This is a genomic window from Flavobacterium humi, from assembly GCF_004745595.1.
In the GTDB taxonomy this organism is placed as follows: Bacteria; Bacteroidota; Bacteroidia; order Flavobacteriales; family Flavobacteriaceae; genus Flavobacterium; species Flavobacterium humi.
Window position 1 is genome coordinate 410,831 of record NZ_SRLH01000002.1, and the last position, 21,458, is coordinate 432,288.

22 protein-coding genes are annotated in these 21,458 nt (G+C 41.1%); all 22 read right to left on the reverse strand.

From position 1 onward, the window contains the following. Nucleotides 1–80: 80 nt before the first annotated feature. Genes E4635_RS04725 through E4635_RS04830 form a run of 22 tightly spaced genes read right to left on the reverse strand, consistent with a single transcriptional unit; the run spans nucleotide 81 to nucleotide 21,457 of the window. Nucleotides 81–1,370, reverse strand: coding sequence for a phenylacetate--CoA ligase family protein (locus E4635_RS04725; RefSeq protein ID WP_135525468.1), 1,290 nt, complete (start codon nucleotides 1,368–1,370; stop codon nucleotides 81–83). Then, nucleotides 1,367–3,028 (reverse strand): C45 family autoproteolytic acyltransferase/hydolase, encoded by a 1,662-nt coding sequence (locus E4635_RS04730; RefSeq protein WP_135525469.1) that lies wholly within the window; start codon nucleotides 3,026–3,028, stop codon nucleotides 1,367–1,369. The genes E4635_RS04725 and E4635_RS04730 overlap by 4 nt, the downstream gene beginning before the upstream one ends. Before the next feature lies 1 nt (nucleotide 3,029). Continuing rightward, on the reverse strand, nucleotides 3,030–4,550 hold the full coding sequence (locus E4635_RS04735) for a phytoene desaturase family protein (protein ID WP_135525470.1): 1,521 nt from the start codon (nucleotides 4,548–4,550) through the stop codon (nucleotides 3,030–3,032). Between the two features lie 2 nt (nucleotides 4,551–4,552). Then, nucleotides 4,553–8,224, reverse strand: a complete 3,672-nt coding sequence (locus E4635_RS04740) for an MMPL family transporter (protein ID WP_135525471.1) — start codon at nucleotides 8,222–8,224, stop codon at nucleotides 4,553–4,555. Between the two features lie 10 nt (nucleotides 8,225–8,234). Continuing rightward, nucleotides 8,235–9,413, reverse strand: a complete 1,179-nt coding sequence (locus tag E4635_RS04745; protein ID WP_135525472.1) for a DUF2062 domain-containing protein — start codon at nucleotides 9,411–9,413, stop codon at nucleotides 8,235–8,237. 6 nt (nucleotides 9,414–9,419) lie between these two features. Next, nucleotides 9,420–9,905, reverse strand: a complete 486-nt coding sequence (locus tag E4635_RS04750) for a hypothetical protein (RefSeq protein ID WP_135525473.1) — start codon at nucleotides 9,903–9,905, stop codon at nucleotides 9,420–9,422. A gap of 2 nt (nucleotides 9,906–9,907) precedes the next feature. After that, nucleotides 9,908–10,279: a 3-hydroxyacyl-ACP dehydratase gene (locus E4635_RS04755; protein ID WP_135525474.1), complete on the reverse strand. Its 372-nt coding sequence runs from the start codon at nucleotides 10,277–10,279 to the stop codon at nucleotides 9,908–9,910. 14 nt (nucleotides 10,280–10,293) lie between these two features. Further along, nucleotides 10,294–10,890 (reverse strand): outer membrane beta-barrel protein, encoded by a 597-nt coding sequence (locus tag E4635_RS04760; protein ID WP_135525475.1) that lies wholly within the window; start codon nucleotides 10,888–10,890, stop codon nucleotides 10,294–10,296. A gap of 13 nt (nucleotides 10,891–10,903) precedes the next feature. Next, complete coding sequence (locus E4635_RS04765; RefSeq protein ID WP_135525476.1) at nucleotides 10,904–11,536, reverse strand: hypothetical protein; 633 nt, start codon at nucleotides 11,534–11,536, stop codon at nucleotides 10,904–10,906. Beyond that, a complete protein-coding gene (locus E4635_RS04770; RefSeq protein WP_135525477.1) occupies nucleotides 11,502–12,128 on the reverse strand; it encodes a LolA family protein in 627 nt (208 codons plus the stop codon). Before E4635_RS04770 ends, E4635_RS04765 begins: the two co-directional genes overlap by 35 nt. Then, on the reverse strand, nucleotides 12,118–12,834 hold the full coding sequence (locus E4635_RS04775) for a polysaccharide deacetylase family protein (protein ID WP_246020685.1): 717 nt from the start codon (nucleotides 12,832–12,834) through the stop codon (nucleotides 12,118–12,120). The genes E4635_RS04770 and E4635_RS04775 overlap by 11 nt, the downstream gene beginning before the upstream one ends. A 41-nt stretch (nucleotides 12,835–12,875) precedes the next feature. Then, nucleotides 12,876–13,937 (reverse strand): beta-ketoacyl synthase N-terminal-like domain-containing protein, encoded by a 1,062-nt coding sequence (locus tag E4635_RS04780; RefSeq protein ID WP_135525479.1) that lies wholly within the window; start codon nucleotides 13,935–13,937, stop codon nucleotides 12,876–12,878. Continuing rightward, nucleotides 13,937–15,133 (reverse strand): beta-ketoacyl-[acyl-carrier-protein] synthase family protein, encoded by a 1,197-nt coding sequence (locus E4635_RS04785; RefSeq protein ID WP_135525480.1) that lies wholly within the window; start codon nucleotides 15,131–15,133, stop codon nucleotides 13,937–13,939. Before E4635_RS04785 ends, E4635_RS04780 begins: the two co-directional genes overlap by 1 nt. A 3-nt stretch (nucleotides 15,134–15,136) precedes the next feature. After that, complete coding sequence (locus tag E4635_RS04790) at nucleotides 15,137–15,394, reverse strand: phosphopantetheine-binding protein (protein ID WP_135525481.1); 258 nt, start codon at nucleotides 15,392–15,394, stop codon at nucleotides 15,137–15,139. Beyond that, nucleotides 15,382–16,014 carry a beta-ketoacyl-[acyl-carrier-protein] synthase family protein gene (locus E4635_RS04795; protein ID WP_135525482.1) on the reverse strand — a complete coding sequence of 211 codons (633 nt, stop codon included), beginning with the start codon at nucleotides 16,012–16,014 and terminating at the stop codon, nucleotides 15,382–15,384. Before E4635_RS04795 ends, E4635_RS04790 begins: the two co-directional genes overlap by 13 nt. Before the next feature lies 1 nt (nucleotide 16,015). After that, entirely contained in the window at nucleotides 16,016–17,152 is a 1,137-nt protein-coding gene (locus E4635_RS04800; RefSeq protein ID WP_135525483.1) for a beta-ketoacyl synthase N-terminal-like domain-containing protein, read from the reverse strand. Then, nucleotides 17,152–17,601: an acyl-CoA thioesterase gene (locus E4635_RS04805; RefSeq protein WP_135525484.1), complete on the reverse strand. Its 450-nt coding sequence runs from the start codon at nucleotides 17,599–17,601 to the stop codon at nucleotides 17,152–17,154. The genes E4635_RS04800 and E4635_RS04805 overlap by 1 nt, the downstream gene beginning before the upstream one ends. Next, entirely contained in the window at nucleotides 17,576–18,859 is a 1,284-nt protein-coding gene (locus E4635_RS04810) for an ABC transporter permease (RefSeq protein WP_246020687.1), read from the reverse strand. Before E4635_RS04810 ends, E4635_RS04805 begins: the two co-directional genes overlap by 26 nt. Next, nucleotides 18,849–19,604: an ABC transporter ATP-binding protein gene (locus E4635_RS04815; RefSeq protein WP_135525485.1), complete on the reverse strand. Its 756-nt coding sequence runs from the start codon at nucleotides 19,602–19,604 to the stop codon at nucleotides 18,849–18,851. The genes E4635_RS04810 and E4635_RS04815 overlap by 11 nt, the downstream gene beginning before the upstream one ends. Then, a complete protein-coding gene (locus E4635_RS04820; RefSeq protein ID WP_135525486.1) occupies nucleotides 19,605–20,594 on the reverse strand; it encodes a BtrH N-terminal domain-containing protein in 990 nt (329 codons plus the stop codon). Then, nucleotides 20,595–20,999: a hypothetical protein gene (locus E4635_RS04825; protein WP_135525487.1), complete on the reverse strand. Its 405-nt coding sequence runs from the start codon at nucleotides 20,997–20,999 to the stop codon at nucleotides 20,595–20,597. Further along, entirely contained in the window at nucleotides 20,996–21,457 is a 462-nt protein-coding gene (locus E4635_RS04830) for an ABC transporter permease (protein ID WP_135525488.1), read from the reverse strand. The genes E4635_RS04825 and E4635_RS04830 overlap by 4 nt, the downstream gene beginning before the upstream one ends. Nucleotide 21,458 lies beyond the last annotated feature (1 nt).

Sequence of the window (21,458 nt, forward strand, 5' to 3'; positions counted from 1 at the left end):
AACTAAAACTCTTACACAATTCCGTAAAATAATTCTATTATTTACATTTTATGTGCAGTTCTGAAAAAACGGAAACAGTGCTAATTCCTGTTGTCTATAAAATGCGTCGGTTTCCTGCTCATCGGGGAAAAAACCAGTTTATGAAGTACATCGGCAGGTGCAAATTCCACCTTTGGGGTAACGCGCAGTTTTGCCCTGAAATGATCCTTGATCTGGGTCAGGAGTTCTTCCGTGTTTTCTTTGGCAGCAATCCTGATCAGGATTTCATCGGTACCTAAATCATTAGTGGAAATTTCGATGATATGGTTTTGGATGGCTTCAAAATACGTTAATAAATCATGCATCGCCGGCGGGTATAATGTAGTCCCCTTGTATTTGATCATGTGTTGTTTCCGTCCTACAACAGGGCCGACACGCATAGTGTTCCTGCCGCACAGGCAAGGATCGGTGTGCAGTTTAACAATGTCGCCTGTTTTAAACCGCAGCAAAGGAAGGGCTTCGATGCCTAAAGTAGTAATGGTCAATTCGCCACTTTCGCCTTCTGCAACGGGTTTGTTGTCCTCGTCCAGGACTTCAGTAATGATTAATTCCGGGTGATGGTGCCCACCTTTGAGCTGCTGGCATTCGGTGAAAGCAGTGCTCATTTCTGTGGAAGCATAGGTGGAAAACAATTGGACATTCCATTTTCCTGTTATTTTTTCGGCCAAAACAGAAGGGGAAAAATCCTGGTTCCGAAGCGATTCTCCAATACAAATTACACCTTTCACACTGGAAGCGTTGTAATCGATGTGGTTTGCTTCAGCGAATTCTATCATTTTCAGCAAAAAAGACGGTACGGCAATCAGGTATTTAGGATTGTATTTCAAAATGGAATCCCATTGCAGTTCCGGTATTCCGGCACCTACCCGTATCACTCCTGCTCCTAATTTCCTCAATCCCAGAAAATAAGCCAATCCAGCCATAAACTTACGGTCCAGTGTTGTCATAAGCTGTACAACATCTCCTTCCTGTATTCCGGCGCAGGCAAAAGAGATGGCTTCATTATAGGCAAGCCGGTCTAAATCCTTATCGGTCAAGCCGAAAGTAACCGGGTTCCCCAATGTCCCTGAAGTGGTAGCATAGTCAATAATCTTATGCATCGGCACACAAAAAAAAGCATCGTTATTTTCCTGAAGATCCGTTTTGGTGGTAACCGGAAGCCGTTGCAAATCCTCGATCGTTTTTATGGAACGGATATCCACTTTGTGTTTAGCGAACAGGGCTTTGTAATAAGGAGAATTCCCGCTAAGGTATTCCAGCGTCTGTTTCAGTTTCTGTTCCTGTAACTGCTTTATCTCTTCCAAAGAGGCTTTTTCTATTGCGGGTATCATTTTCTTCTTCTTATTTTTTTTAGGTATTTTTCGATGCGGATCCTGTCCGGTACGGTCGTGATTTCTTTGGCAAGCGCTTTTTCGAATTCCGCCTGCGCAGCAATATACCTCCTTTTTCCAAAATAATATTGGCCGGCCTTATCATATACCATCCAGAAATCAGGATTGAGATTTTGGTAAGCGGTTATAAAAGCATCATCCAAAGTTTCTTTTTGGGCAATGGCCTTATCGATTATCTTGCTTTGCTCCTTATATTTTTCATAATTCCGGTACGCTTCCGAATCCAGGAAACCGTCTTTGGGGATGTTTAACGAATTGGTCCCTAAAACTACAAAATCATTTTCTTTTTTGCTAAAAATGGCATTCAGGTCATAGGCCACGTACTCTCCTAACTGGTAGGGGTTGGAAGAAACCCACACTCTCCGGCTCTCCGGTTTGAAAATAATACTGTGGTGCGCTATCAACTGGTTTATTCCTTTTTCGTTTCCGTAGCCGATTTTTTTGTCTTTCAGCCCTTTTGTGTCCCTTAGGATCTCAGCCATTTTTAACGGATTCATCTGTTCTTTTTCCGATAATAATTCATTCATTCTATCTAAACGGTATTTCGAATGCCCTGTTGCGATGGTTTCCAGGTTCCTTTCATCGGTTTTGTAAGCATCGCTTTGAAAATGGTTGGAACAGACAAGCTGGTCGTTGTTTTGAACGTCATAAAGGCCAAAATTATTAGGGGAAACCTCGATTAAAACCGCCTTTTTGTCCTGCGCGCTGCCTACCATAATAGATTCCGAAACAAACACTTGCCTCTTTTTGGCTATCGCTATGGCCTGATCAATATTGGCGGCATATTGTAAAATTTCCCTTGCCACGATAGAAATGGGCGTTTTGGCTACAAGCGGGATTTTTGATTTTCCTGCGTTGATTGTCACTGTCAGGCCTTCTTTATTCATCCCCGAAACCACTCCTACCATACCTCCCCAGGTAACCATCATAAACGGATGCCCTTGGTCGGGCGTTATAAACGCGACTATTTTGTCTTCGGCAAATTCATCTCCTGCATAAAAATCGAAATTCCGCCCTATCAGCAATTCACCATCATCGGTTTTAGCGCCCCAGACCGCCATGGAAGAGCAACCCACCAAAGCCAAGTCCTGCATCGCATGGCCGATATCGTGCGCCCCGTGAAGATAAAGGCTTCGTAAGTATTTAGGGGCAACCCAGTTGAAATCATCTGACGTATATTGCGAAATGCCGTAAATCTCAGACTGGTATTCTTCCGGGATATTTATGTATAATTTTCGGTTGTACCAATTCAGGAAACCCCGAAGGAGCCTTTGCTTGAATTTGGATGGAATAAAGGTCTGGATCCTGGAGAAGAAAAGCTCTTGCTGCTTTTTAACCATAGGTTCCGAAAGCGCTCCGATGGTCAGCCCTCTTTGCAGAGGATCTCCCGAAACATACAATTCCCAGAGTTTCTGCTTGTTTTTGATCAGGTAATTGGGCCCCGATGAAAAAAGTGTATCCGAATGTTTTACAACAACCGGTTTCGCCTGGCTGTACCCTTTTAGCTCCGGCTGATGATGGATCGATTTAGAGATTCCGCAGGAAAAGAAGGAAAACAATATTCCGGTAAAAAAGGCTATTTTAATTTTAATCTTCATTCTATATCCCTAAATCATTATTAATTTTATGGATCAGGTAATCTTTCCCGACAATTTCCGAACACGTGACCACAGCGCCGATAGTAACTCCCAAAACCCCATGCATATTGATGCTCTGGCCTGTCAGGAAGAGGTTCTCGATTTTGGTTTTAGGGGAAATGAACGTTTTCATCGGGTTGTTGGAATCTTTAACATATCCGTAGAGGTTGCCGTTATGCCCGCCAATATAATCCCTGTAAGACAACGGTGTCGAGGTATGCACAGATTTGATGCACGCCCTGATGCCCGGGAATTTTTTTTCCAGCTCCACCAGGAAGATTTCTGTTTTTTGCGATTTGAACATTTCGTAAGCCTTTCCTCTTTCCATTCCTTCGGAAACAGTATTATGGGTGGTTTCCCATTCCCTGACTTCTTCAAAGCGCATATAGGTAATGCCGGTAAGGCTTTCGGCCCAGACCTGGTCCTGTTCGGAAACATTCATGGAAACCATATAACTTTCCGGCCAGCTTTGTTGGGTATATTCCCCAGCTTCCCATATTTTTCGGCTATCCTTAAAATGATAGTAATTGTGGTTCCTGTATTTGAACGTATTGGGTTGAAAAACAATGTAGATACTGAAAGGCGCAATTAAAACTTCCAGTTCCTGGATCCGTTTGTAATACGATTTCCTGAATTTGTCTTCACCGATCATTTTTAGCGTGGTCTTGGGCTCAATATTCGAAATGAAAACATCCCCGAAATATTCTTCACCGTTTTTGGTTTTCACCGAATGCAACTTCTCGTTTTCAAAGCCAAAACCAACAACTTCCCTATGTTTATAGACTTCGCCACCATATTTCCTGAGCTGCTTAATAAGCTGTTTGGTAATTTGGCTGCCGCCATTTATACAGCGCCAGGAACTTTGGATATAAGAATTTACAGATAAGGCATGTACATAAAAAGGGGTCTTGTCGGCATTGCCCGCATACAGGAAATTGGAACCGGCCAAAACAGCCTTCAGTTTTTCGTTATCGGTTAATTCGTCCAGGTATTCTTTGGCATTAATCGCTAAAATTTCATTTTGATACCCATTTCCTTTTTTGAGGTTGTACAAGGGAAAGGAATCACAGGTATATACCAATTTTTCGCAATAAGCCCTAATGGTTTCTTCTTCTTCGGGAAAATAAGCCGACAGCTGCCGGATGAAATTTTCATATCCCTGGGCGTGTGGATATTCGATGGTATCATCATCAAAAGAAATAATATCGAAGGCATCCTCATCCATCTTTTTCAGTTTGAGATGGTCCATAATGCCCAAATACGAAAAATAATTGTACAGATTCTGTCCTTTTTCCAGGCCTCCTATATAATGGATTCCCGTATCAAAAATAGTTTTGTCCCGTACAAAAGTCTGCAGGTTTCCTCCGTATTGGTTGTTTTTTTCCAAAACGCAGACACTTTTGCCTTCTTTTGCCAAAATTATTGCAGAAACCAAGCCGCCTAAACCACTGCCGATAATTACTATGTCGTATTTTTTTTCCAATATTACCTGATTAGTACCAAAATGCTTTCGGATTCGTGCGTTATTTTAAATCCGAAGCTTTCAAAGTTAGCTTTTAAACCGGAGCTCTCGACTAAAATAACTTGCTTTATGCTTTCATTGTTTTCCAAATCATTGAATTGGATATCCTTTTGATCTGAAAGTAAAAGCGTACCGGCTTTCCCGTCATAAGCATCAAGAGTGCCAAGATACTGTATTTCGCGTTTTTTTACTATGAAATTTGTAGTTGCAATACCTCTCTTTTCTTCACTTGACAGCCATGTCTGCAATTTCCTTTTAGGCTGTTGCAACGCCAATAATACATCTATTTGACCGTAGTCGTCTGCAAGGTGTAAAATCCTGGCATCTTCTTCCAATAGCGTATTCAATTTCAGGTAAGTGTTTTTCCTACTCTCAAAATCTTTTTTGACTTCGCCCCTGATTTCCTGCTCTTTGTATAAAAAACTCAGTAGTAATTTGTTCCTGAAATAATTTTCGCCCTCATACGCTGTCCGGATCTCGGCGAATTCCTTGCGGTAAAAGGCATTGATCTTTTTCGTCCTTTCGGAATAATTGCTGCCAAAGGAAACATCATCAGCCTCGATGCGTTTGCCTACAATAACCGAAATGCTTTCATCATAAATAATATGGTCTCCTTTTGGTATTGTTTCCGAATTTCCATGGATATAAATAGGCAGGACATCCAAATTAAAATGCTCCGCCAGGAAGAAGGCGCCTTTATGGAAACGCTTGACCACATTATCCTCAGAACGGGTTCCTTCCGGGAAAATCATCAGCGAATATCCTTGCTCGATTTTTTCACGCAAATGTTCAACACCGCCTTCAATCCCTTGCGAAACGGGATAATAGCCCATCAGACGGACCGCTTTCCCAAAAATAGGCGATTTCCACACCCAATCATTGACCAGATATACCATTTTGTGGGTAACCATTCCTAATGCCAGCGTATCTAAAAAAGACGTATGATTGGCAATAATCACCGAAGGTTTGTCAAATGTTTCTCCGTGAAGGTTAACCACTTGTTTTTTTACAAAAGGATTGGAATATAATACCGAAGACAGGAATTTTGACATTACTTTCCTAAAAACCAGCATCTTTTTTTCATGATTCCCCGGAATGATTTTCACCAAAATCCTTCCTGTTACGGAAAGCAATATCCCGCCCAAACCGTAGTAAATAAAGGAAAGTGTCGAATGAAGGAGCAATCGCAGCGAAATAGGTGATTTCCCTTTTGCCGGCCTGTTGAAAATACAAATCTTAAATAAAATCGGATAAAATATAAACGTAATGAGCAAAGCGGCAAAAACCCCAATCAGGGAAACCGATGAAATCGATCTTAAGGCCGGATGCTTGGCAAAAATCAAGGCTCCGATAGCCAGGATTGTAGTCAGGGCCGCTAATATGATAGACGTTCGGTAGGTTGGCATTTCATCTTTCCCGTCGGTGTATTCCTTTTGCAGCGCGCTGGTCATAAAAATACTGAAATCAACGCCGTGGCCGAAAATAAGCGTACAGACAATGGTACTGAAAATATTCAGCTGGATATTGAAAATGCTCATTATCCCGGCGGTCACCACACCTGTAATCACAATCGGGATGGTACTGATAATCACCAATTCAATCCTTCGGAAGAAAACAAATAAGATCAGGATTACGGCCAGGAATGAATAATTGATCAGGTCATTAAAATCATCGCGGAGCTTCCCTAAAAAAGTTTCGTTCATTTGCTGCCTGTCTATGGCAATTACTTTATTTTCCTTTGAAATTCCTCTGACAAATGCATCACGCTGGCTGTCAGATACTTTTACCACAGATGAAATCGTATAGAATCCTTTTTTGGCAGAAGCGAATTCCTCAAGGAAAAAAGCTTTCACCGTAGCATATTCTTCAAAAGGGATAGGCGCGAATCGGCTTTGTAGCAAATCGTAAAAACGCTGATGGGCATCTGGCTTGAAGCCAAAACGCATACCGCTGGAAATCAGGTTGTTTTGAACGGCTTTTTTCTTTTCCGGAGTCCAGAAAGCGACCCATTTATTGATTTTTTGCTGTTGTTCTGCTGCAGAAAGCACAATGCCTCCAATCGAACTGAAATTCAGGATTTCAGACTTTTCCTTATCGGATGAAAGCCTTTCGAATAACCTGCTGTTATTGGCCATTGCTTCTTCCATGGAATTTCCATAAGAGGCCAGATAGATGGATTTTGAAGTCAGGTTGGTGGTTTTTTCCAGTTTGGCTTCTGCCTTTTTGATATCGCTTGGGATAAAATTCAGATCGGAAAGATTGTTGTTGAATTTCACCTGTCCAAAAGTGAAAAAACTGATAACAATGATGGCAAAACTGGAAATGATCAGGAATTTGTTTTTTTCAAAAGAAAACCTGGCGGCCTTGTCCAAAATGTTACTGGAATCCGGCTGTGTTTCCTTGGGTTTGTATAAGTGCGGAATGATCAGCAACGAAAACAACGCCGAAACCACTACGCTGACTGCGGCAAAAATCCCCAGGTCCTGCAAGGCTTCCGAGTTAACGAACAATAAGCACAAAAATGCCAGCGCTGTCGTGGTACTGCTCATAATGAGCGGCATCGTGATGTCTTTATACAAAGTTTTCAGGTCGCTATTGTTCTTATAATGCGTGAGAATATGCAGCGAATAATCAATGGTAACGCCCAAAAGCACCGCCCCGACACTTAATGAAATGGCGGAAATAGTCGTTTTGATGCAATACAGGCAGGCAATGGCAAATACAACCCCGAAAATAGTAGGGATGAAAATAATAACCGGCACGAGTATTTTTCGGTAAAAAACAATCAGGATCAGCATCAGCGTGCCTAAGGAAATCAGGATGGTGGTCACGATATCCTGTTTAATTTGCTTTGCATTGGCAACGGCAATCAGGGATGAGCCAAAATAATCGATGGAAGTTTTGCCTTCTGAATGTGTATTGATCGTTTCTTTGATTTGATTCAATTTGGCTACAAAAAGGGCATTTTTTTCGGTTTCGCTCCCGCCTTGTTTCGGATTGATGAACAACAATAACTTCGATTCGTCTTTAGTAACCAGGAAACCGTTTTTTAGCTGAAACTCATCCCCTACGCTAAGCTGCTGCAGTTTTTTCAGGGCGATGAAGGAAATTCCCAAAGGATCGTTCAGGATAAAATCCTTGGCAACTATCCCGGTCGGGGAAATTAAAGTCCTGAAATTCTTATCGACTTGTACCGAAATACTGTCTTTGCTGAGTTTTTGCTCAATTTGGGCATAATCTTTATCTTCCAGGAACAATGGCAGGTGGTTGTACACAAAATCAAAAGTCTGCTGGATGTTCTCCTCATCGACTTTTCCCTGAATGGCCTTGATGTATTGGTCGCATGACGCGATGCTATCTAAAAAAACAGTTGCCGTTTCCGATAAATCATCTACAGTCCCGTTTTTTCCTTTTTCAATGATAACGGTGATTTTATCCGAAAAATTAATTTGCTGCAGGATTTTTGCAGTAACATCTGCCTTATCATTTTTAGGGATGATCCGGGTAATATCTTCTTCAAACTTGATTTTAGAGGCAAAAAACCCGAAAAAAATCAAAAATACCAAAGCAATCCCGATGGAAATGAATTTGTTTTTTTGGACAAAATAATGAATCCCAATAAAATACCTATGCATCTTCTCTTGTTTACCCTTTTGAATTTCTAGAAAGCGAAAGTACTAAATAACTTCCAACTCCAAAAAGAATTGCCATAGTAGTTGCTAAGGCGAAACTGCCTATCAAATATTGTACGATATGGATCCTGACGGTACTTAAGGTAATAGTGGAATCCAAGGCAAAAGTTGCTTTATCCTCCACAAAAAGGGCTCCTGCCCGAAGCGATCCGTAAATGATAAAAGGAATCATGGGCGGGATGCTTATGTTGGAAAAGGTAAAAGCCAGCACTTTGTTCCAGCGTAAGAGCACAGCCAAAAAGATGACGATAACCGTCTGGAAACCCCAAAATGGTGCGATCCCGACAAAAACACCCAAAGCGATGGACAGTGCTTTTACTGTGTTGGAATCTGAGCTTTCCAGGATATCTTCCCGGATAAAATCCTTAAAACTTTTTTTTTTGAAGCTCCTCAAGAAATTCCTTGGTTTGATATACAAAAGCGTAATCATTACCAAAACAGTATTGAGGATACTGATGCGTGTAAAATCCATAAACGGCCTGAAGTGCGTAACGCGCTCGTTGGGATCGTATAAAATCTTGACGGGAATGTTCTCTACCGGAATATCTTTCCAGGCGGTACGGACAATAACTTCTATCTCGAATTCGAATTTCTTTGTAAAGAATCGTTTGGGAATGGCATGCAGAGGATACAAACGATATCCGGATTGGGTATCTTGTAAACGGATGCCGGTTTCGAACCAAAACCAGAAATTAGAAAACCTGTTGCCGAAACTGCTTTTCTTTGGAACACCGTCCTGATTCATGTTTCGGCTACCGATGAGCAGGATATCTTTGCCGGATTTTTCCAGGTAATCTACAAAAACAGGGATATCGTCCGGGTAATGCTGCCCATCCGAATCTATGGTAATGGCATAGGCGAATTGCATTTCCCTGGCTTTTTTAAAACCTTCACGCAGTGCATTCCCTTTCCCTTGGTTTTTGGGAATATGGATTTTGGCAACAGACGGATAGGAATCTGTAATTTCTTGGGTTGTGTCGGTAGAACCGTCATTAACCACTATGATATTAGGGGTATATTGCAAAACACCGTCAATAACCCGACGTAATGTTTTGTGATTATTATACGTTGGGATAATAACACACAATTTTAGGTTTTCAATTCGCTCACTGATGGATTGAGTCGGATTCATATGGTGTTACTTAAGGATGATTTGCTTTTCCTTCTCGGTAAATACTTTGGATATTTTAGTGTAGATCCTGATGTATTCTTTCAGGTCTTTGGGTTGTTTTTCGAAAGTAGCGACAATTATTTTCTTGTCTTCCTCGATATTGCTTTTGTATTTCAGAAATTTAGGGGTATTTTCCTGTATGCTCAACCGGACCAGCCTGATTTCTGCATTATTGGGCTCGCTTTTAACGGCATTTTCGACCATTTTCACACCATCGATAAAAAGCTCTTTTTTTAGCTTCTTGTCCGGAGTATATTTGGATTTTAAAGCCGTTGCAGCGCCTTTGTAAGCCAATAGGGTCTTATTGTCCTTGTTGTATTTTGAAAGGGAATTGTAAAAGGCTTCCGCACTTTGTTTTGTTTTGGAAGCGGCATAATAATCCTCTCTTACCTGCGGTAATTCCTGTACAAGTAAGAAAAAAAACGAAAACAATATGTTGCACAAAAGTTTCAAAATTATGCCTTTCTATAGGTATTGGTTAATTTTAGTGCTACAGTCTGGTCAAAAGTAGTGGTATTTTTCACTCTAATTTCCGAATCCAGGTCACCTGAAATCTCGAGGTCCAGCTCCAGCCTGGCATTTTTGTCCGGATTGATAATCGCCATAAACTTAACGTTCGAAGCGCTTTTCATAAACAAAGAACTCCCCACAATCTCCTGCGAGAGTTCTTTGATTATCTGCATCATACAAACTCCGGGCATTACTGGGTTTCCTGGAAAATGTCCCTGGAAAACAGCGTGTTGGTTATTCAGGACAACCACAGCTTTGTATTTTCCTTCCTGAACGTTTTCTACTTTTTCAACAGTGTAAAAATCCTTTAGCAGCATGATGTTATACGTTTTTATTTTACGTCAAAGGTATAAGTAATTCCTGTTTGGAACACAACATTGGTGTGGTTTCCGTCAGAATAATCCAAAACCGGGATGATCCCTTTTTTGATTCTTGCTTCAATACCGAAGTTTCGCGTGAAATTATAACCCGCTCCCAATACAAAAGCCATATCCACTTCGCTATCCGTGTCAAAATTCTCATCTACAACAAAATCAAGCGTTGGCCCAACATGAACGTTGAATTTCTCGTTGAACGTAAATTTGTTGATAACGCCCAAAGACAAATAAGACACTTCCAGGTTTTCCGTATGCCTTCTGTTGTCATCTGTATAGAACTGGAATCTGGCACCTTGTCTGGAATAATTAATCTCCGGTTGCAAAGTATAAAATCGTGTCAATTTTAAAGCACCGTAGAAACCAAGGTAAAAATCCGTTCTTGAATTAAAATCCCTGTCATCATTCGTGAATTCATCATCATAATAGGCTCCTCCTTTAGAAAGGTGCGAAAAATTTAAACCTGCTCTTAGTCCTGGCTTGAAAGATACCTGGGCATTCGCTTGTGATAATCCGAAAATGCAAAATAATGCAACGATAATTGTTTTCTTCATTTGATAAATTAGGTTAATTATTAATTTGATTTAATTCTATTTTTAATTTTATATGCTGATGGCTGATTATTATTTTATCTGCAAAACTACTGTTTTTTGATTCAAATCCGAAGATAACTTTTTCTTTCGTTTTGGAAGCATTTACCAATTTTAACAATTGGTTATTTTTCCTGCTCACAAAGAAATAATTAAACTGTTTTCCGTCTGTTGTTTTGTAGATGGTAGCATCCTGGTTTTCAAGAACCTCCTCCACAGGATGATGCACTTTTAGAAGCAGGCGAAAATCATCCCTCAACGTATTGACGATTATTTTCCGGTTCAGGTCTTCTAAAATATAATTGATTTTGAAGCTGTTTTCAGACAATTCGAAATCCAGCAGTTTGTTCCCAAATTCTGTTGTAAAAACCACACGGTGGATGGAATCATTCATTCTTTTGGCAATAAAAACGCCGCCCAGGCTATTGCCGTAAACCGTTATGTGTGCTTTATACACGTAATCGGTTTCCGGATTGGAAAAATAGCTGTTTTTGAATTCCTTTACCGGATCTTCTTTCCTTACCGCATCTTTGATTTGATAAGGCTTGCAGGAAAAACAAAGCGCCAGGAAGCCACTAATTAGTAAAAGCCGAATCGTCAATTTTTGCATTAATCTGTTTGTTTTTGAAGACAATCCTTGTAAAGTCCCCGGAAGGTTCAATCAGTTTTACCTGTGATACCGTACCTTCATTAACGGGAAAATATAAATCTACTTCCTTAATGTACTTTTTTATGGTTGCTGTTTTCGGGGTCAGTTTAGCGATATACGCATCTTTCGCCTTATAATACGAAATATCGAATTCCTTGTCATCGAACATATTCCCGCTCACGCTTCCTACGATAAGTTTATTGATTTTTTCAAACATCTTGCTTTTGGCATCGACCGTGCTTTTATTGCCCTGATCGTTTATGTATACTTTGTTGTTTTTGAAGACAATGCTGTACTGATAGGGTTTTGTATATTGCCAATTCAGCAAATTTGGGGCTTTGAAAGCCATTTTCCCTGAAGTTTCTATGTCTTTGGAAAGGAAATCAAGGTGCTTGTACTGGATAAAATCGGTTTTTAAGGATTTGATATTCCTGGATTCTTTTTCAACAGTTGCCTTAAAATTGGCCACTTCGGACGCTGACATTTTTTGTTCCTGTGCCCAAATGCCCAGGCTGCACAGCAAAAATAGCACTACTGCGGTTTTAGTCTTCATAAGCCGGAAGGTTTAATAATTTATCGATAGCCACCATATCATATTTTTCTGATTGCAAAAATAGCAATAACTGTTCCAAAACCCGCACGGTCTTTAAAGAAGTATCGTGCAAAAGGACAATGCTTCCCGGTTTGGCTTTGTTTTTTATCCTTTTCAGGATAGCGTCCTCATTTTGGATCAGAGTATCAAGCGAACGGACGTTCCAACCTATTACAGTATGTTTTGTAGCGGCAATGGCTTTGGCTACGTTAGGATTTGTCACCCCGAAAGGAGGCCTGAAAAATTTTATTTTTTTATGGGTAAACTCAAAAAGCAAATCATCGTTTTTACGGATTTCCTCTTTCACTTTAGCAGAAGGGAAAAAACCGAAAGATTTCGAATGGGAATACGTATGATTGCCCACAACATGGCCTTCCCCAACGATACGCTGCATAATATTCGGGTATTTTTCTATTTGCGTACCGATGCAGAAAAAAGTAGCTTTTGCATTGTATTGCTGCAGTAAATCAAGCACTTTTTCAGTCATTTGATGCGGCCCGTCATCAAACGTAAGGGCAATTTTACGCTCTTTCCTATCCGGGTTACTGGAATAGGCTTTGAGGAAATAATTTTGACGGATGTCAAAAGAACCCCATGAAACCAACGCTGCAAACCCAATAAAAAGCAAAAGGAAAACCCACCATGCTGCTTTGAGTATACAAAACAAGACAAGCAGGATCAGGCATATAACAATTATGTTCTTATGCCTTAGCATTTTGTAAGTAAAATTAAACTATGGTCTTTCCCTTGGTACTGATTGTAAAGCAGGATAGTATCATAATGCTCTTTTCTACAATCATTTATACTTACAACAGCAGGAATTTCCTGGTTTTTCATAATATGGGAAGCCATCCACAATCCGAAAGCTGAAGCAGTATTGTATTCCCCGCTCAAATGCTTGTAATAAAGTTGTGGAATACCTTCAAATACCGAACCGGCCGCATCGTAAAAATGATCAAATCCGGCATCACCGTTATACCCTAAAACCACCGCATCAACCTGATCGATTGTTGTATCGTTCTGTGTCAGGAAATCGGTTATGAAAGCCTGCGCCTGATTTGGATTTAAAATATTTTGGGTAAAAACATCACGGATTTGGGCATATGAGGTTTCGGTCTGGCGGTTTTCCAAAGCAAAAAAGACAGCTCCTTCGCTAAAAACAACGCCTTTTGAGTGGGAACCGATAACACGGTAGGGTTTGTCTTCTTCTTTTTTAATGGAATTGTTGAGTTGGAACATCTCGATGGTATGGGCAGCCGTTTCATCAATGCCGCCTACCAGGGCCGAATCGATTTCGGCATTCCCGATTTGCATTGTTGCATCAATCAGGGCAGATTCCAGCGAAACCGCGCCGTTCACATACGTGAAATTATAGTTTTTGCACTGAAGCCCAAGGGCAATCTGTGCTCCGACCGTATTATGCGTTGACTGGATAAAAGAAGTTGGTGTGAGGAATTCCTCTTTATTGTCCAGAATGGCTTTCAGGAATTTTTCAGAATCTTCCGTGCAGCCCATTCCCGTGCCGGTAATAATCGCGCCGGGCTGTTCCAGGTTTGCTTCTTTAAGCGCTTGTGTGGAAGCGTATATGCCCATTTTGACTCCTTTTGCCATTCTTCTGATGGCTGCTGGAGGAATTATTTCCTTATAAGACGGTTGTTGTGCGAACAAAACATTTTCAGTTTCATTCAAATGTATCTCTTCCAAAAAACCAGATTCGAACGTTTTTTGGGCCGAAACACATCCCATTCCATTGATATAACAATTTTTCATTAGTTTTTTGAAAAAATTACAGTGGAACAATTGCCTCCAAACCCAAACGAATTCGACAGGACATGATTTATTTTTTTTGTTTTCAATGTGGTCTGCGGAACCAGGTCAAACTCCTCCATTGGTGTTTTGAAATTCATATTAGGGAAGACAACGCCATGTTCCAGGGCCAGGATGCTGTAAACCGCTTCAATAGCGGCGGCGGCGGCAAGAGTATGTCCTGTAAAAGCTTTTGTAGAACTGAATTCCGGTGTGTTTTCGCCAAAAATCCGGATCAGCGCCCTTCCTTCCGATAAGTCGTTATTAGGAGTTGCCGTACCGTGTGCATTGATATAATCAATATCAGAGGGTTGCAGATTAGCTATTTTAAGTGCTTTTTGCATCGCCAGGAAAGCCCCTTCCCCATTTTCCGAAGAAGCCGTTTGGTGATAGGCATCATTGGCATTGCCAAAACCTGAAACGTATCCCAGGACTTTTTTATGCTGCTGTTGGACCATCTCTTCCGATTCCAAAACCAAAAAAGCGGCGGCTTCACCTAAATTGAGCCCTTTCCGGTTATTATCAAAAGGGGTATTGTATGTATCGGATAAGATCATCAGGGTTTTAAAACCGTTGATGGTAAATTTTGCCAGGGCATCGGTTCCGCCCACAATCACACGGTCCAATTTTCCCGCCTGAATCATCCGGGCGCCCATCATGATGGCGTTTGCCGCAGAAGAACACGCCGTACTTATGGTGGAAACAAAACCGGTCAGGCCGATGTATTCCGCTATTTTATGGGAAGAATCCCCTGCATCATGGGCCGTAATGTACTTTTGTACAGATTCATCCTCAAAATAATCGTAAAAATACCTTTCGGTCATATCCATTCCTCCAACACTGGTAGATGAAATGAGCCCCGTCCTGTATTCGTTCATATCCACGATCCCGGCATTCTCTATGGCTTGCTTTGCAGCATAGGCGCCCAGCATGGCGGTACGTGAAAAATTATTATCCGGCGAAAGCCCCAACAATTGCTCCAACTCGGGATTGGTTATTTTGATTTCTCCTACTTTAATGACCTCTTTATGGATTGTTTCGAGGTTTTCTATAGTGGAAATCCCCGATTTTCCTTCGGTTAAAGCAGTAAAATTCTCTTCGACGGTTTTTCCTATCGAAGAAATTATCCCCATTCCGGTTATCGCAACTTTTTTATTCATGGATTATTTTGTTCTGTTGGCAGTAATATAGGCAGCCATCGTTTCAATGGATTGGAAAATCGTTTTCCCTTCCTTAGGATCCGTCAATTTAATGCCGTATTCTTTATCCAATAGCACGATCAGTTCCAGTGCATCGATAGAATCCAGCCCCAATCCGTCACCAAATAGCGCGTCATTATCGTTAATATCCTCAACCGCAACATCTTCCAAGTTTAATACTTCGATAATTTTTGATTTTAATTCTTGTTTTAAAGCGTCCATAGTGAATTTGTATAAATTTGATTTATTATTTCTTTATTGTGTTCTGTTTTGCCTTGTTTTTCAACCAAATACATCACAGAACGGTATTTTTCCCGGTATAATTCGGTCCAGCCGCATACCACTTTTTCGGCTTTGCCTGTGGCCAATAACACATCTGCATAGTTTTTCATAAACTCCGAAGGGAATTCGTCAAAAACAAAAAAGGCGCTTTCCGATTTCAATTGGTGCCGGATGCTGACTTCACCGATGCAAATATTAGGCAATGTATACACAAAAACCGCCGGGCTGGGAAAATAATCCTTCTTATCCTGTATCGAATCCTGGTATTTGGCATCGGTATCCAAACTCGAGGACCGATTGGCAAAAACCAGTGCAATATTATTGTTTTCTTCTCCAGGTTTTGCAATATCCTCCAGAATAATTTCAGCGGTCAGGAATGCGAGTTTGCTCAAAGAGTCCATTTTAAAGAACTTCGGATAATCCATCCCGAAATCCTTATAAACCGCCTTGGCAAATTCGGTAAAAGGCACCGGCTCCGATGCAAATTGCTTGCGGCCGTTGACAAAAACCGAATGTTCTTCGATAATGCAATATTTTGATATATAATTACTCGATTCCAAATTAATTTACTTTTTCAAATAAAACCGCTGTATTGCATCCGCCAAATCCGGATGCTGTTTTCAGGAAACAATTGATTTCCTGAGAGTTGTTAGCTGTAATGATACGGATTGGTTGGGTCACGCCACTCTGATTGTAGCCTTTTGAAACGATCAATTGGTTGCGCCTGGCACTTTCTATGGCCAAAACCGTTTCCAAAAGCCCCGAAGCGCCCAACGTATGCCCGTAATACCCCTTAAGGCTGTTTACCGGCGTGTTTTCCAGGGACAATCTATTGAAAGCGATGGCTTCCATCTCATCATTGAATAGTGTAGCTGTTCCGTGGGCCGAGATATAATCTATCTTTCCTTTTTCTATTTTGGCTTCGGACATGGCACTTGCTATGCTTCTATACAAGCCTTCGCCTGTCCTTGAAGGCCCGGAAATATGATTGGCATCGTTTACCGCTCCATCTCCTATTATTTTCATGCTGTTCGCGACCGCTTCCTTCTCATCGGAAGAAATATAAACCGCCGCCGCCGCTTCGCCAAGCGTTACGCCTGTCCTTTCTTTATCATAAGGCTTACAAGGTTCCGGACTCATGGCCTGAAACGAATTAAAGCCGGACACGACAAATTCCGATACTTCATCTGCCGCAACCACAAAAGCATTGTCATACATGCCGGCCTGGATCATCCTCTTGGCAATAGCTATAGCCAAAATTCCTGAAACACAAGCATTTGATACCACAATCGGTTCGGTCGTGAATCCGAAATAGGTACTTATTTTTTTGGCTAAAGCCGATAAATAAGCCGCTTCGACAGTATTGTTTCCGTCTTCCAAAAGCCTGATATTCCCTTTTGTCGTCGAAAATAAAAAAGCGGTCCTATTGGTAATTATAGTGTTGTTTATCAAAGGTTTTAAGGCCAGGATGAGCATTTTTTCCAATTTGGTAAAACCTTCACCGGAACTGATTTGCTCAAAAGAAGCCTCTAATTTATGAGTATCGATAACCGAAGCATAAAACGATTCCAAAGGCCCAAAACCATTTTGTTTTTCAATTCCTGAAATGCCTTGCAGCAGTGCTTCCCAATTAGAATCGACATCAAATCCTAATGGAGTGATGCAATTGGTATTGGTTATGTAAACATTCTTCATCATTACTTGAGCAGTCCCATCTTACGCTTCCAATCTTCAAAAAAAGAAGGATAATTAAGTGATAAATCGCCTTTGCCGTCTACAAAAACCTGAACCGTTTCGCCTGTACAGACTATATTTTCCCCTGCATCGAATATTTTATACCGGAAAATCATTTTAGCCGCCGGAGAATCCACGATTGTTGTCTCGATCCTGGCCACATCTCCATAACGAAGCGAAAGTTTGTGCTCGCATTTTGATTTAACGATAGGTGTTGTATAACCGCTTTTCTGCACATCCAAATAAGAAATGCCGTGTTTGCGGCCAAAAGCTTCCCTTCCATCTTCAAAATAAGTAATATAATAGCCGTGCCATACGATTCCTAAAGGGTCGGTTTCATTAAATCTGACGCGTATTTTTTTGGACACGGTCAATTCCGGGACTTCATTATACTGCTCTTTTCTTTTTATCATATAGGATGGCAATGGCTGTTGTTAGTATGAAAAACAAAAGTAATAAAATTATTTCGGGCAGTATTTCAAGAATCCCGCTATTGCGGAGCAATACATCATAGAATGCGTTTAGGCCCCAATTCATAGGAGAAACATGGGATACATACTGCATGATTTTCGGCATGGCGAACACAGGGACCCAAACCCCTCCGATGGCCGCTAAAATAACGACTGAAGTAGCACCAAACGGCGCAGACTGTTCCTGCGTTTTGGCAATTGTCCCTAATAATATCCCAAAACCGATGGCCGCCAATCCTGAAAAGAAAGCTACCAAACTCATCAACAATAGTTTACCGTTAACATCCAACATAGGCAATCCTAAATATGGGAAAAGGTAAACGCCTACCGCAACCATAAGAAAAAATTGGATCATACAGATAATCAGATATGTAGCCGTTTTTCCAAAAATAACAATAGCATACGGAACCGGGTTTGTAATAAGTCGTATCAATGTTCCCTGGCTTTTTTCCTTTACGATATTGATCGAAAGCGGCACCACTACAAAGAAAATGGCGAATAAGGCCCATGCCGGGACATTGTGTTGTACTGAATTGGGCACGATTTCCTTATTGTCGATTTTCGGTACGATTTCCTTAAAGGAAATAAAGCTTTTTTGATCAAAAAGGGGCGTATCGCTTTCTCCTAACTGATCCTGGAAAGTGGCATAGATAGATTGGGTTTCTATTTGTGAAATCATCTTATCGATAGCACTCTTTACAGCATTTTTGAAGGTAAGTTGTGTGGCCGGGTCAAAATACAGCCGAATTTCCTTAGGAAGGATTTTACTATTTTTCTGGACCGCAGTGGTATCTCCCATACCAAAATTGCCCAGGATCTTTTCTACATTCTGGTTTACTTTCAACTGAAGGTCCTGGCTGAGTTTCGCCGGGATGATGATTGCCAACTGGTATTTCCCTTTAAAAACCGCATCTTTTGCCGCAGCTTCATTGATAGTATGGCCGTCAATTTTGGTAATAACTTCAAACGAACCGCTTTGGTTAAGGTTTTGTTTTACCGTTTTGGAAATTTCATTAGTATCGTAATCTACCAGTAAAACCGGGATTTTGGTTTCGTGTATCGATTTAAAAGTACTGTCCTGAATAAGCGTAATGGTGACAATCAATACCAATGGCATGACAAATAATATGACCAGCCCGCCGAAATCCCTTTTCAGCAGCAGCATTTCTTTATAGACGGACATTAGGAATTTATGCATCATCTCGTAACTCTTTACCGGTTAATGAAATAAAAACATCTTCCAGATTATGCGCATTAGGCGTTGTGGAAACCAATTCCCTGGGCGTACCCTGGGCGTAAATCTTCCCTCGGTCTATAATGGCAATATGCGAACAGAAATCCTGTGCCTCCGTTAAATGATGCGAAGTATAAATAATGCTGGTCCCATTGGCATTAAGCTCTTTTAGGTAGTTAATGATGACATTTTTTGACTGTACATCAACTCCAACCGTAGGTTCATCCAAGAATAAAACCTTCGGGTTGTGCAGGATTCCTGCAATCAGGTTCACGCGGCGTTTCATCCCTCCGGAGAAAGTATCTACCTTTTTATCTGCAAATTTCAAAAGCCCCAAATGTTCGAGCGTATCGTCTACTTTTTGACAGAGTTCCCTACCTTTCAATCCGTACATGCTCCCAAAATAACGAAGGTTCTCCCTTGCCGTCAACGTAGGGTATAAGGCATATTCCTGAGGCACGACGCCAATTGTTTTCTTGATCTGGGTAGCGTTTTTTTCATACGATAATCCGCTGATGGTAAAATGGCCCGATGTGGGTTTTATCAAACCGCAGAGCATGGAAAGCAAAGTGGTTTTCCCGGCTCCGTTCGGCCCCAATAATCCGAATATTTCTTTTTGCTCAATAACAAGGCTCAGATTATTTACCGAGAAATCATCTGCATCCTTATATTTCTTATAAAGCTCATGTATATGGATTATGGGTTCATTCATTTAAATCGCTTTTTTTAGTTTTTTGAAGAAAGCTTCTTCTAAATCGGCCAAAGCATTCAATTCATCCGCAAGGCTGTTGTATACATCTGTTTTATTGCTCCTGTTTTTGTAAACACGGGCTGCATTCACGGCAAAATCCCTCCATGAATCACCAATGGTGGTCATTTCGGACGAAAGTTTTTTCAATTCCTCATTTTTTAGGATTGCCGCGGCTTCCTGTAAAAAAGCAGCGTAAATAAAACGGAAACCTCCGCCTCCGGTACCTATTTCTTCCTGCATCCGGACCATTTGCGCCAGGTAATGATTGGCTTTTTTGACACCGTGTTTCACCGGCCATTTCCTGATGCTCCTTGCCAGGAAACGCATTCCTTTTACTCCTATGATAGGAAGCGGCGCCAGCATATCGTTGCAGGTATTTTTGATTCCTTTTTTGATGGCGGATTCCCAATCGATGTTTTTAGGGATTTCAATAGGGTAATACATTTGGCCTTTGGGTGCCAGGGCGCCTTTGGCAAAACGTACTTTATCCAGCTCCTTTTCGGTTAAGGTTGTCACGGTTTCCATCACGGGATCGCTGATTAGGAACGTATCGTCTTTTTTTCCGTACACAACCAGGTTATGTGCGTTAAAGTGGAAACGGTATTCGTCAGGGAAATACGTAAGGTTGTAAACCCCTACTTGCAAACCGGTTGGGATGTTTTTCGCTAAATTTTCTTCCAGTGCCTTTTGTGCATTTTGATTGTTGGAAAACTTGATCCGCTTTACCTTAATACCCAATCGTTTGGCTGCCCGGTTGAAGATAAAACCTGGCATTGGCCTGTAACTGATAGCCGGCGCATAGTTGACTTTTAGTAAAGGTAGGTAAAAAAAGAACAAGCCCGAACCAATCCCGAAAACCATCGGTTCGCTGATATTTATCCCCTGGTGCTTCAAAAGATTCGAAGCAACGCCATTCTCGCAATGCGCTGATTGATGATGAATAAATTCCATTTAGTTCCCTTTATATTTTTTTAGGTCTGACACCGAAATTTCAAAAGCTTCGGCATATTTCCCTAGTATTTTATCATTTAATTTTTGAAAAACGGAAGGTTTCGCATGTCTTTTTACTCTCCACACCCACATGCCTACATATCCGGCAAGCGTGGTCCAATCCATTTTATGCAATTCCATAAAATAAACTATAGGGCTCGCCAGGCCGCTTGCCACATCGCTTTTAGCCTGTTCAATCCGTTCGTTTATATCCTCTATGGAATTTTGCAAAGCGATGGTTTTGGGTTCCCAGCCTGAGCTCAGGGCCGTGATATAGTTACCGTTCTCGTCTGTCGCATAGCACAATTCCTTCAAATTGCTTTTGGAAAGATTACTGCTGTCCTGTGGTACTTCTTCTTTCTTCATCGCTTCTCCTGAATAAATAGGTTTATTTCCGCTTCCAAAATCAAGGTTTCATTGCAGAATGTCTTGCATTCTATCGTGCAGATGCTGTACTCGGCAGTATCGAACCTGGAAACTAAAACGGCATTTGTACGTATTGTATTGCCTACTTCCGGCAAACGGTGTATCGTTATTTTTTTTATCCCGCTGATAAATCCTATAACCTCGACATCTTCCTTCACCTGCTTGAATTCATCCATAAAGAAGGATTGCCCCACAATGGCAGAACAGGTTTGGGCAGCATTCTCGATTAATCCGACTTCGGTAAAAAAAGTACCGTCAACAAATAAATTGTCCGGTTTGATTTCAAAAATAGTCCTTACATCATGATCATTAAGTTCCAAGATAAAATCGACCATAAGCATCGGTTTTCGATGTGGCAGATAATTTTGGATTTCAATTACATTTTCTAAAGGCTCCATA

Bases quoted from the DNA above. Each gene is read 5' to 3' on its own strand.
- E4635_RS04785 (WP_135525480.1), bottom strand. From the start codon at position 15,133: ATGAATAAAAAAGTTGCGATAACCGGAATGGGGATAATTTCTTCGATA.
- E4635_RS04790 (WP_135525481.1), bottom strand. From the start codon at position 15,394: ATGGACGCTTTAAAACAAGAATTAAAATCAAAAATTATCGAAGTATTA.
- E4635_RS04815 (WP_135525485.1), bottom strand. From the start codon at position 19,604: ATGAATGAACCCATAATCCATATACATGAGCTTTATAAGAAATATAAG.
- E4635_RS04765 (WP_135525476.1), bottom strand. From the start codon at position 11,536: ATGCAAAAATTGACGATTCGGCTTTTACTAATTAGTGGCTTCCTGGCG.
- E4635_RS04725 (WP_135525468.1), bottom strand. From the start codon at position 1,370: ATGATACCCGCAATAGAAAAAGCCTCTTTGGAAGAGATAAAGCAGTTA.
- E4635_RS04810 (WP_246020687.1), bottom strand. From the start codon at position 18,859: ATGATGCATAAATTCCTAATGTCCGTCTATAAAGAAATGCTGCTGCTG.
- E4635_RS04760 (WP_135525475.1), bottom strand. From the start codon at position 10,890: ATGAAGAAAACAATTATCGTTGCATTATTTTGCATTTTCGGATTATCA.
- E4635_RS04745 (WP_135525472.1), bottom strand. From the start codon at position 9,413: ATGAATCCGACTCAATCCATCAGTGAGCGAATTGAAAACCTAAAATTG.
- E4635_RS04730 (WP_135525469.1), bottom strand. From the start codon at position 3,028: ATGAAGATTAAAATTAAAATAGCCTTTTTTACCGGAATATTGTTTTCC.
- E4635_RS04800 (WP_135525483.1), bottom strand. From the start codon at position 17,152: ATGATGAAGAATGTTTACATAACCAATACCAATTGCATCACTCCATTA.
- E4635_RS04740 (WP_135525471.1), bottom strand. From the start codon at position 8,224: ATGCATAGGTATTTTATTGGGATTCATTATTTTGTCCAAAAAAACAAA.
- E4635_RS04770 (WP_135525477.1), bottom strand. From the start codon at position 12,128: ATGAAGACTAAAACCGCAGTAGTGCTATTTTTGCTGTGCAGCCTGGGC.
- E4635_RS04780 (WP_135525479.1), bottom strand. From the start codon at position 13,937: ATGAAAAATTGTTATATCAATGGAATGGGATGTGTTTCGGCCCAAAAA.
- E4635_RS04820 (WP_135525486.1), bottom strand. From the start codon at position 20,594: ATGGAATTTATTCATCATCAATCAGCGCATTGCGAGAATGGCGTTGCT.
- E4635_RS04825 (WP_135525487.1), bottom strand. From the start codon at position 20,999: ATGAAGAAAGAAGAAGTACCACAGGACAGCAGTAATCTTTCCAAAAGC.
- E4635_RS04755 (WP_135525474.1), bottom strand. From the start codon at position 10,279: ATGCTGCTAAAGGATTTTTACACTGTTGAAAAAGTAGAAAACGTTCAG.
- E4635_RS04830 (WP_135525488.1), bottom strand. From the start codon at position 21,457: ATGGAGCCTTTAGAAAATGTAATTGAAATCCAAAATTATCTGCCACAT.
- E4635_RS04805 (WP_135525484.1), bottom strand. From the start codon at position 17,601: ATGATAAAAAGAAAAGAGCAGTATAATGAAGTCCCGGAATTGACCGTG.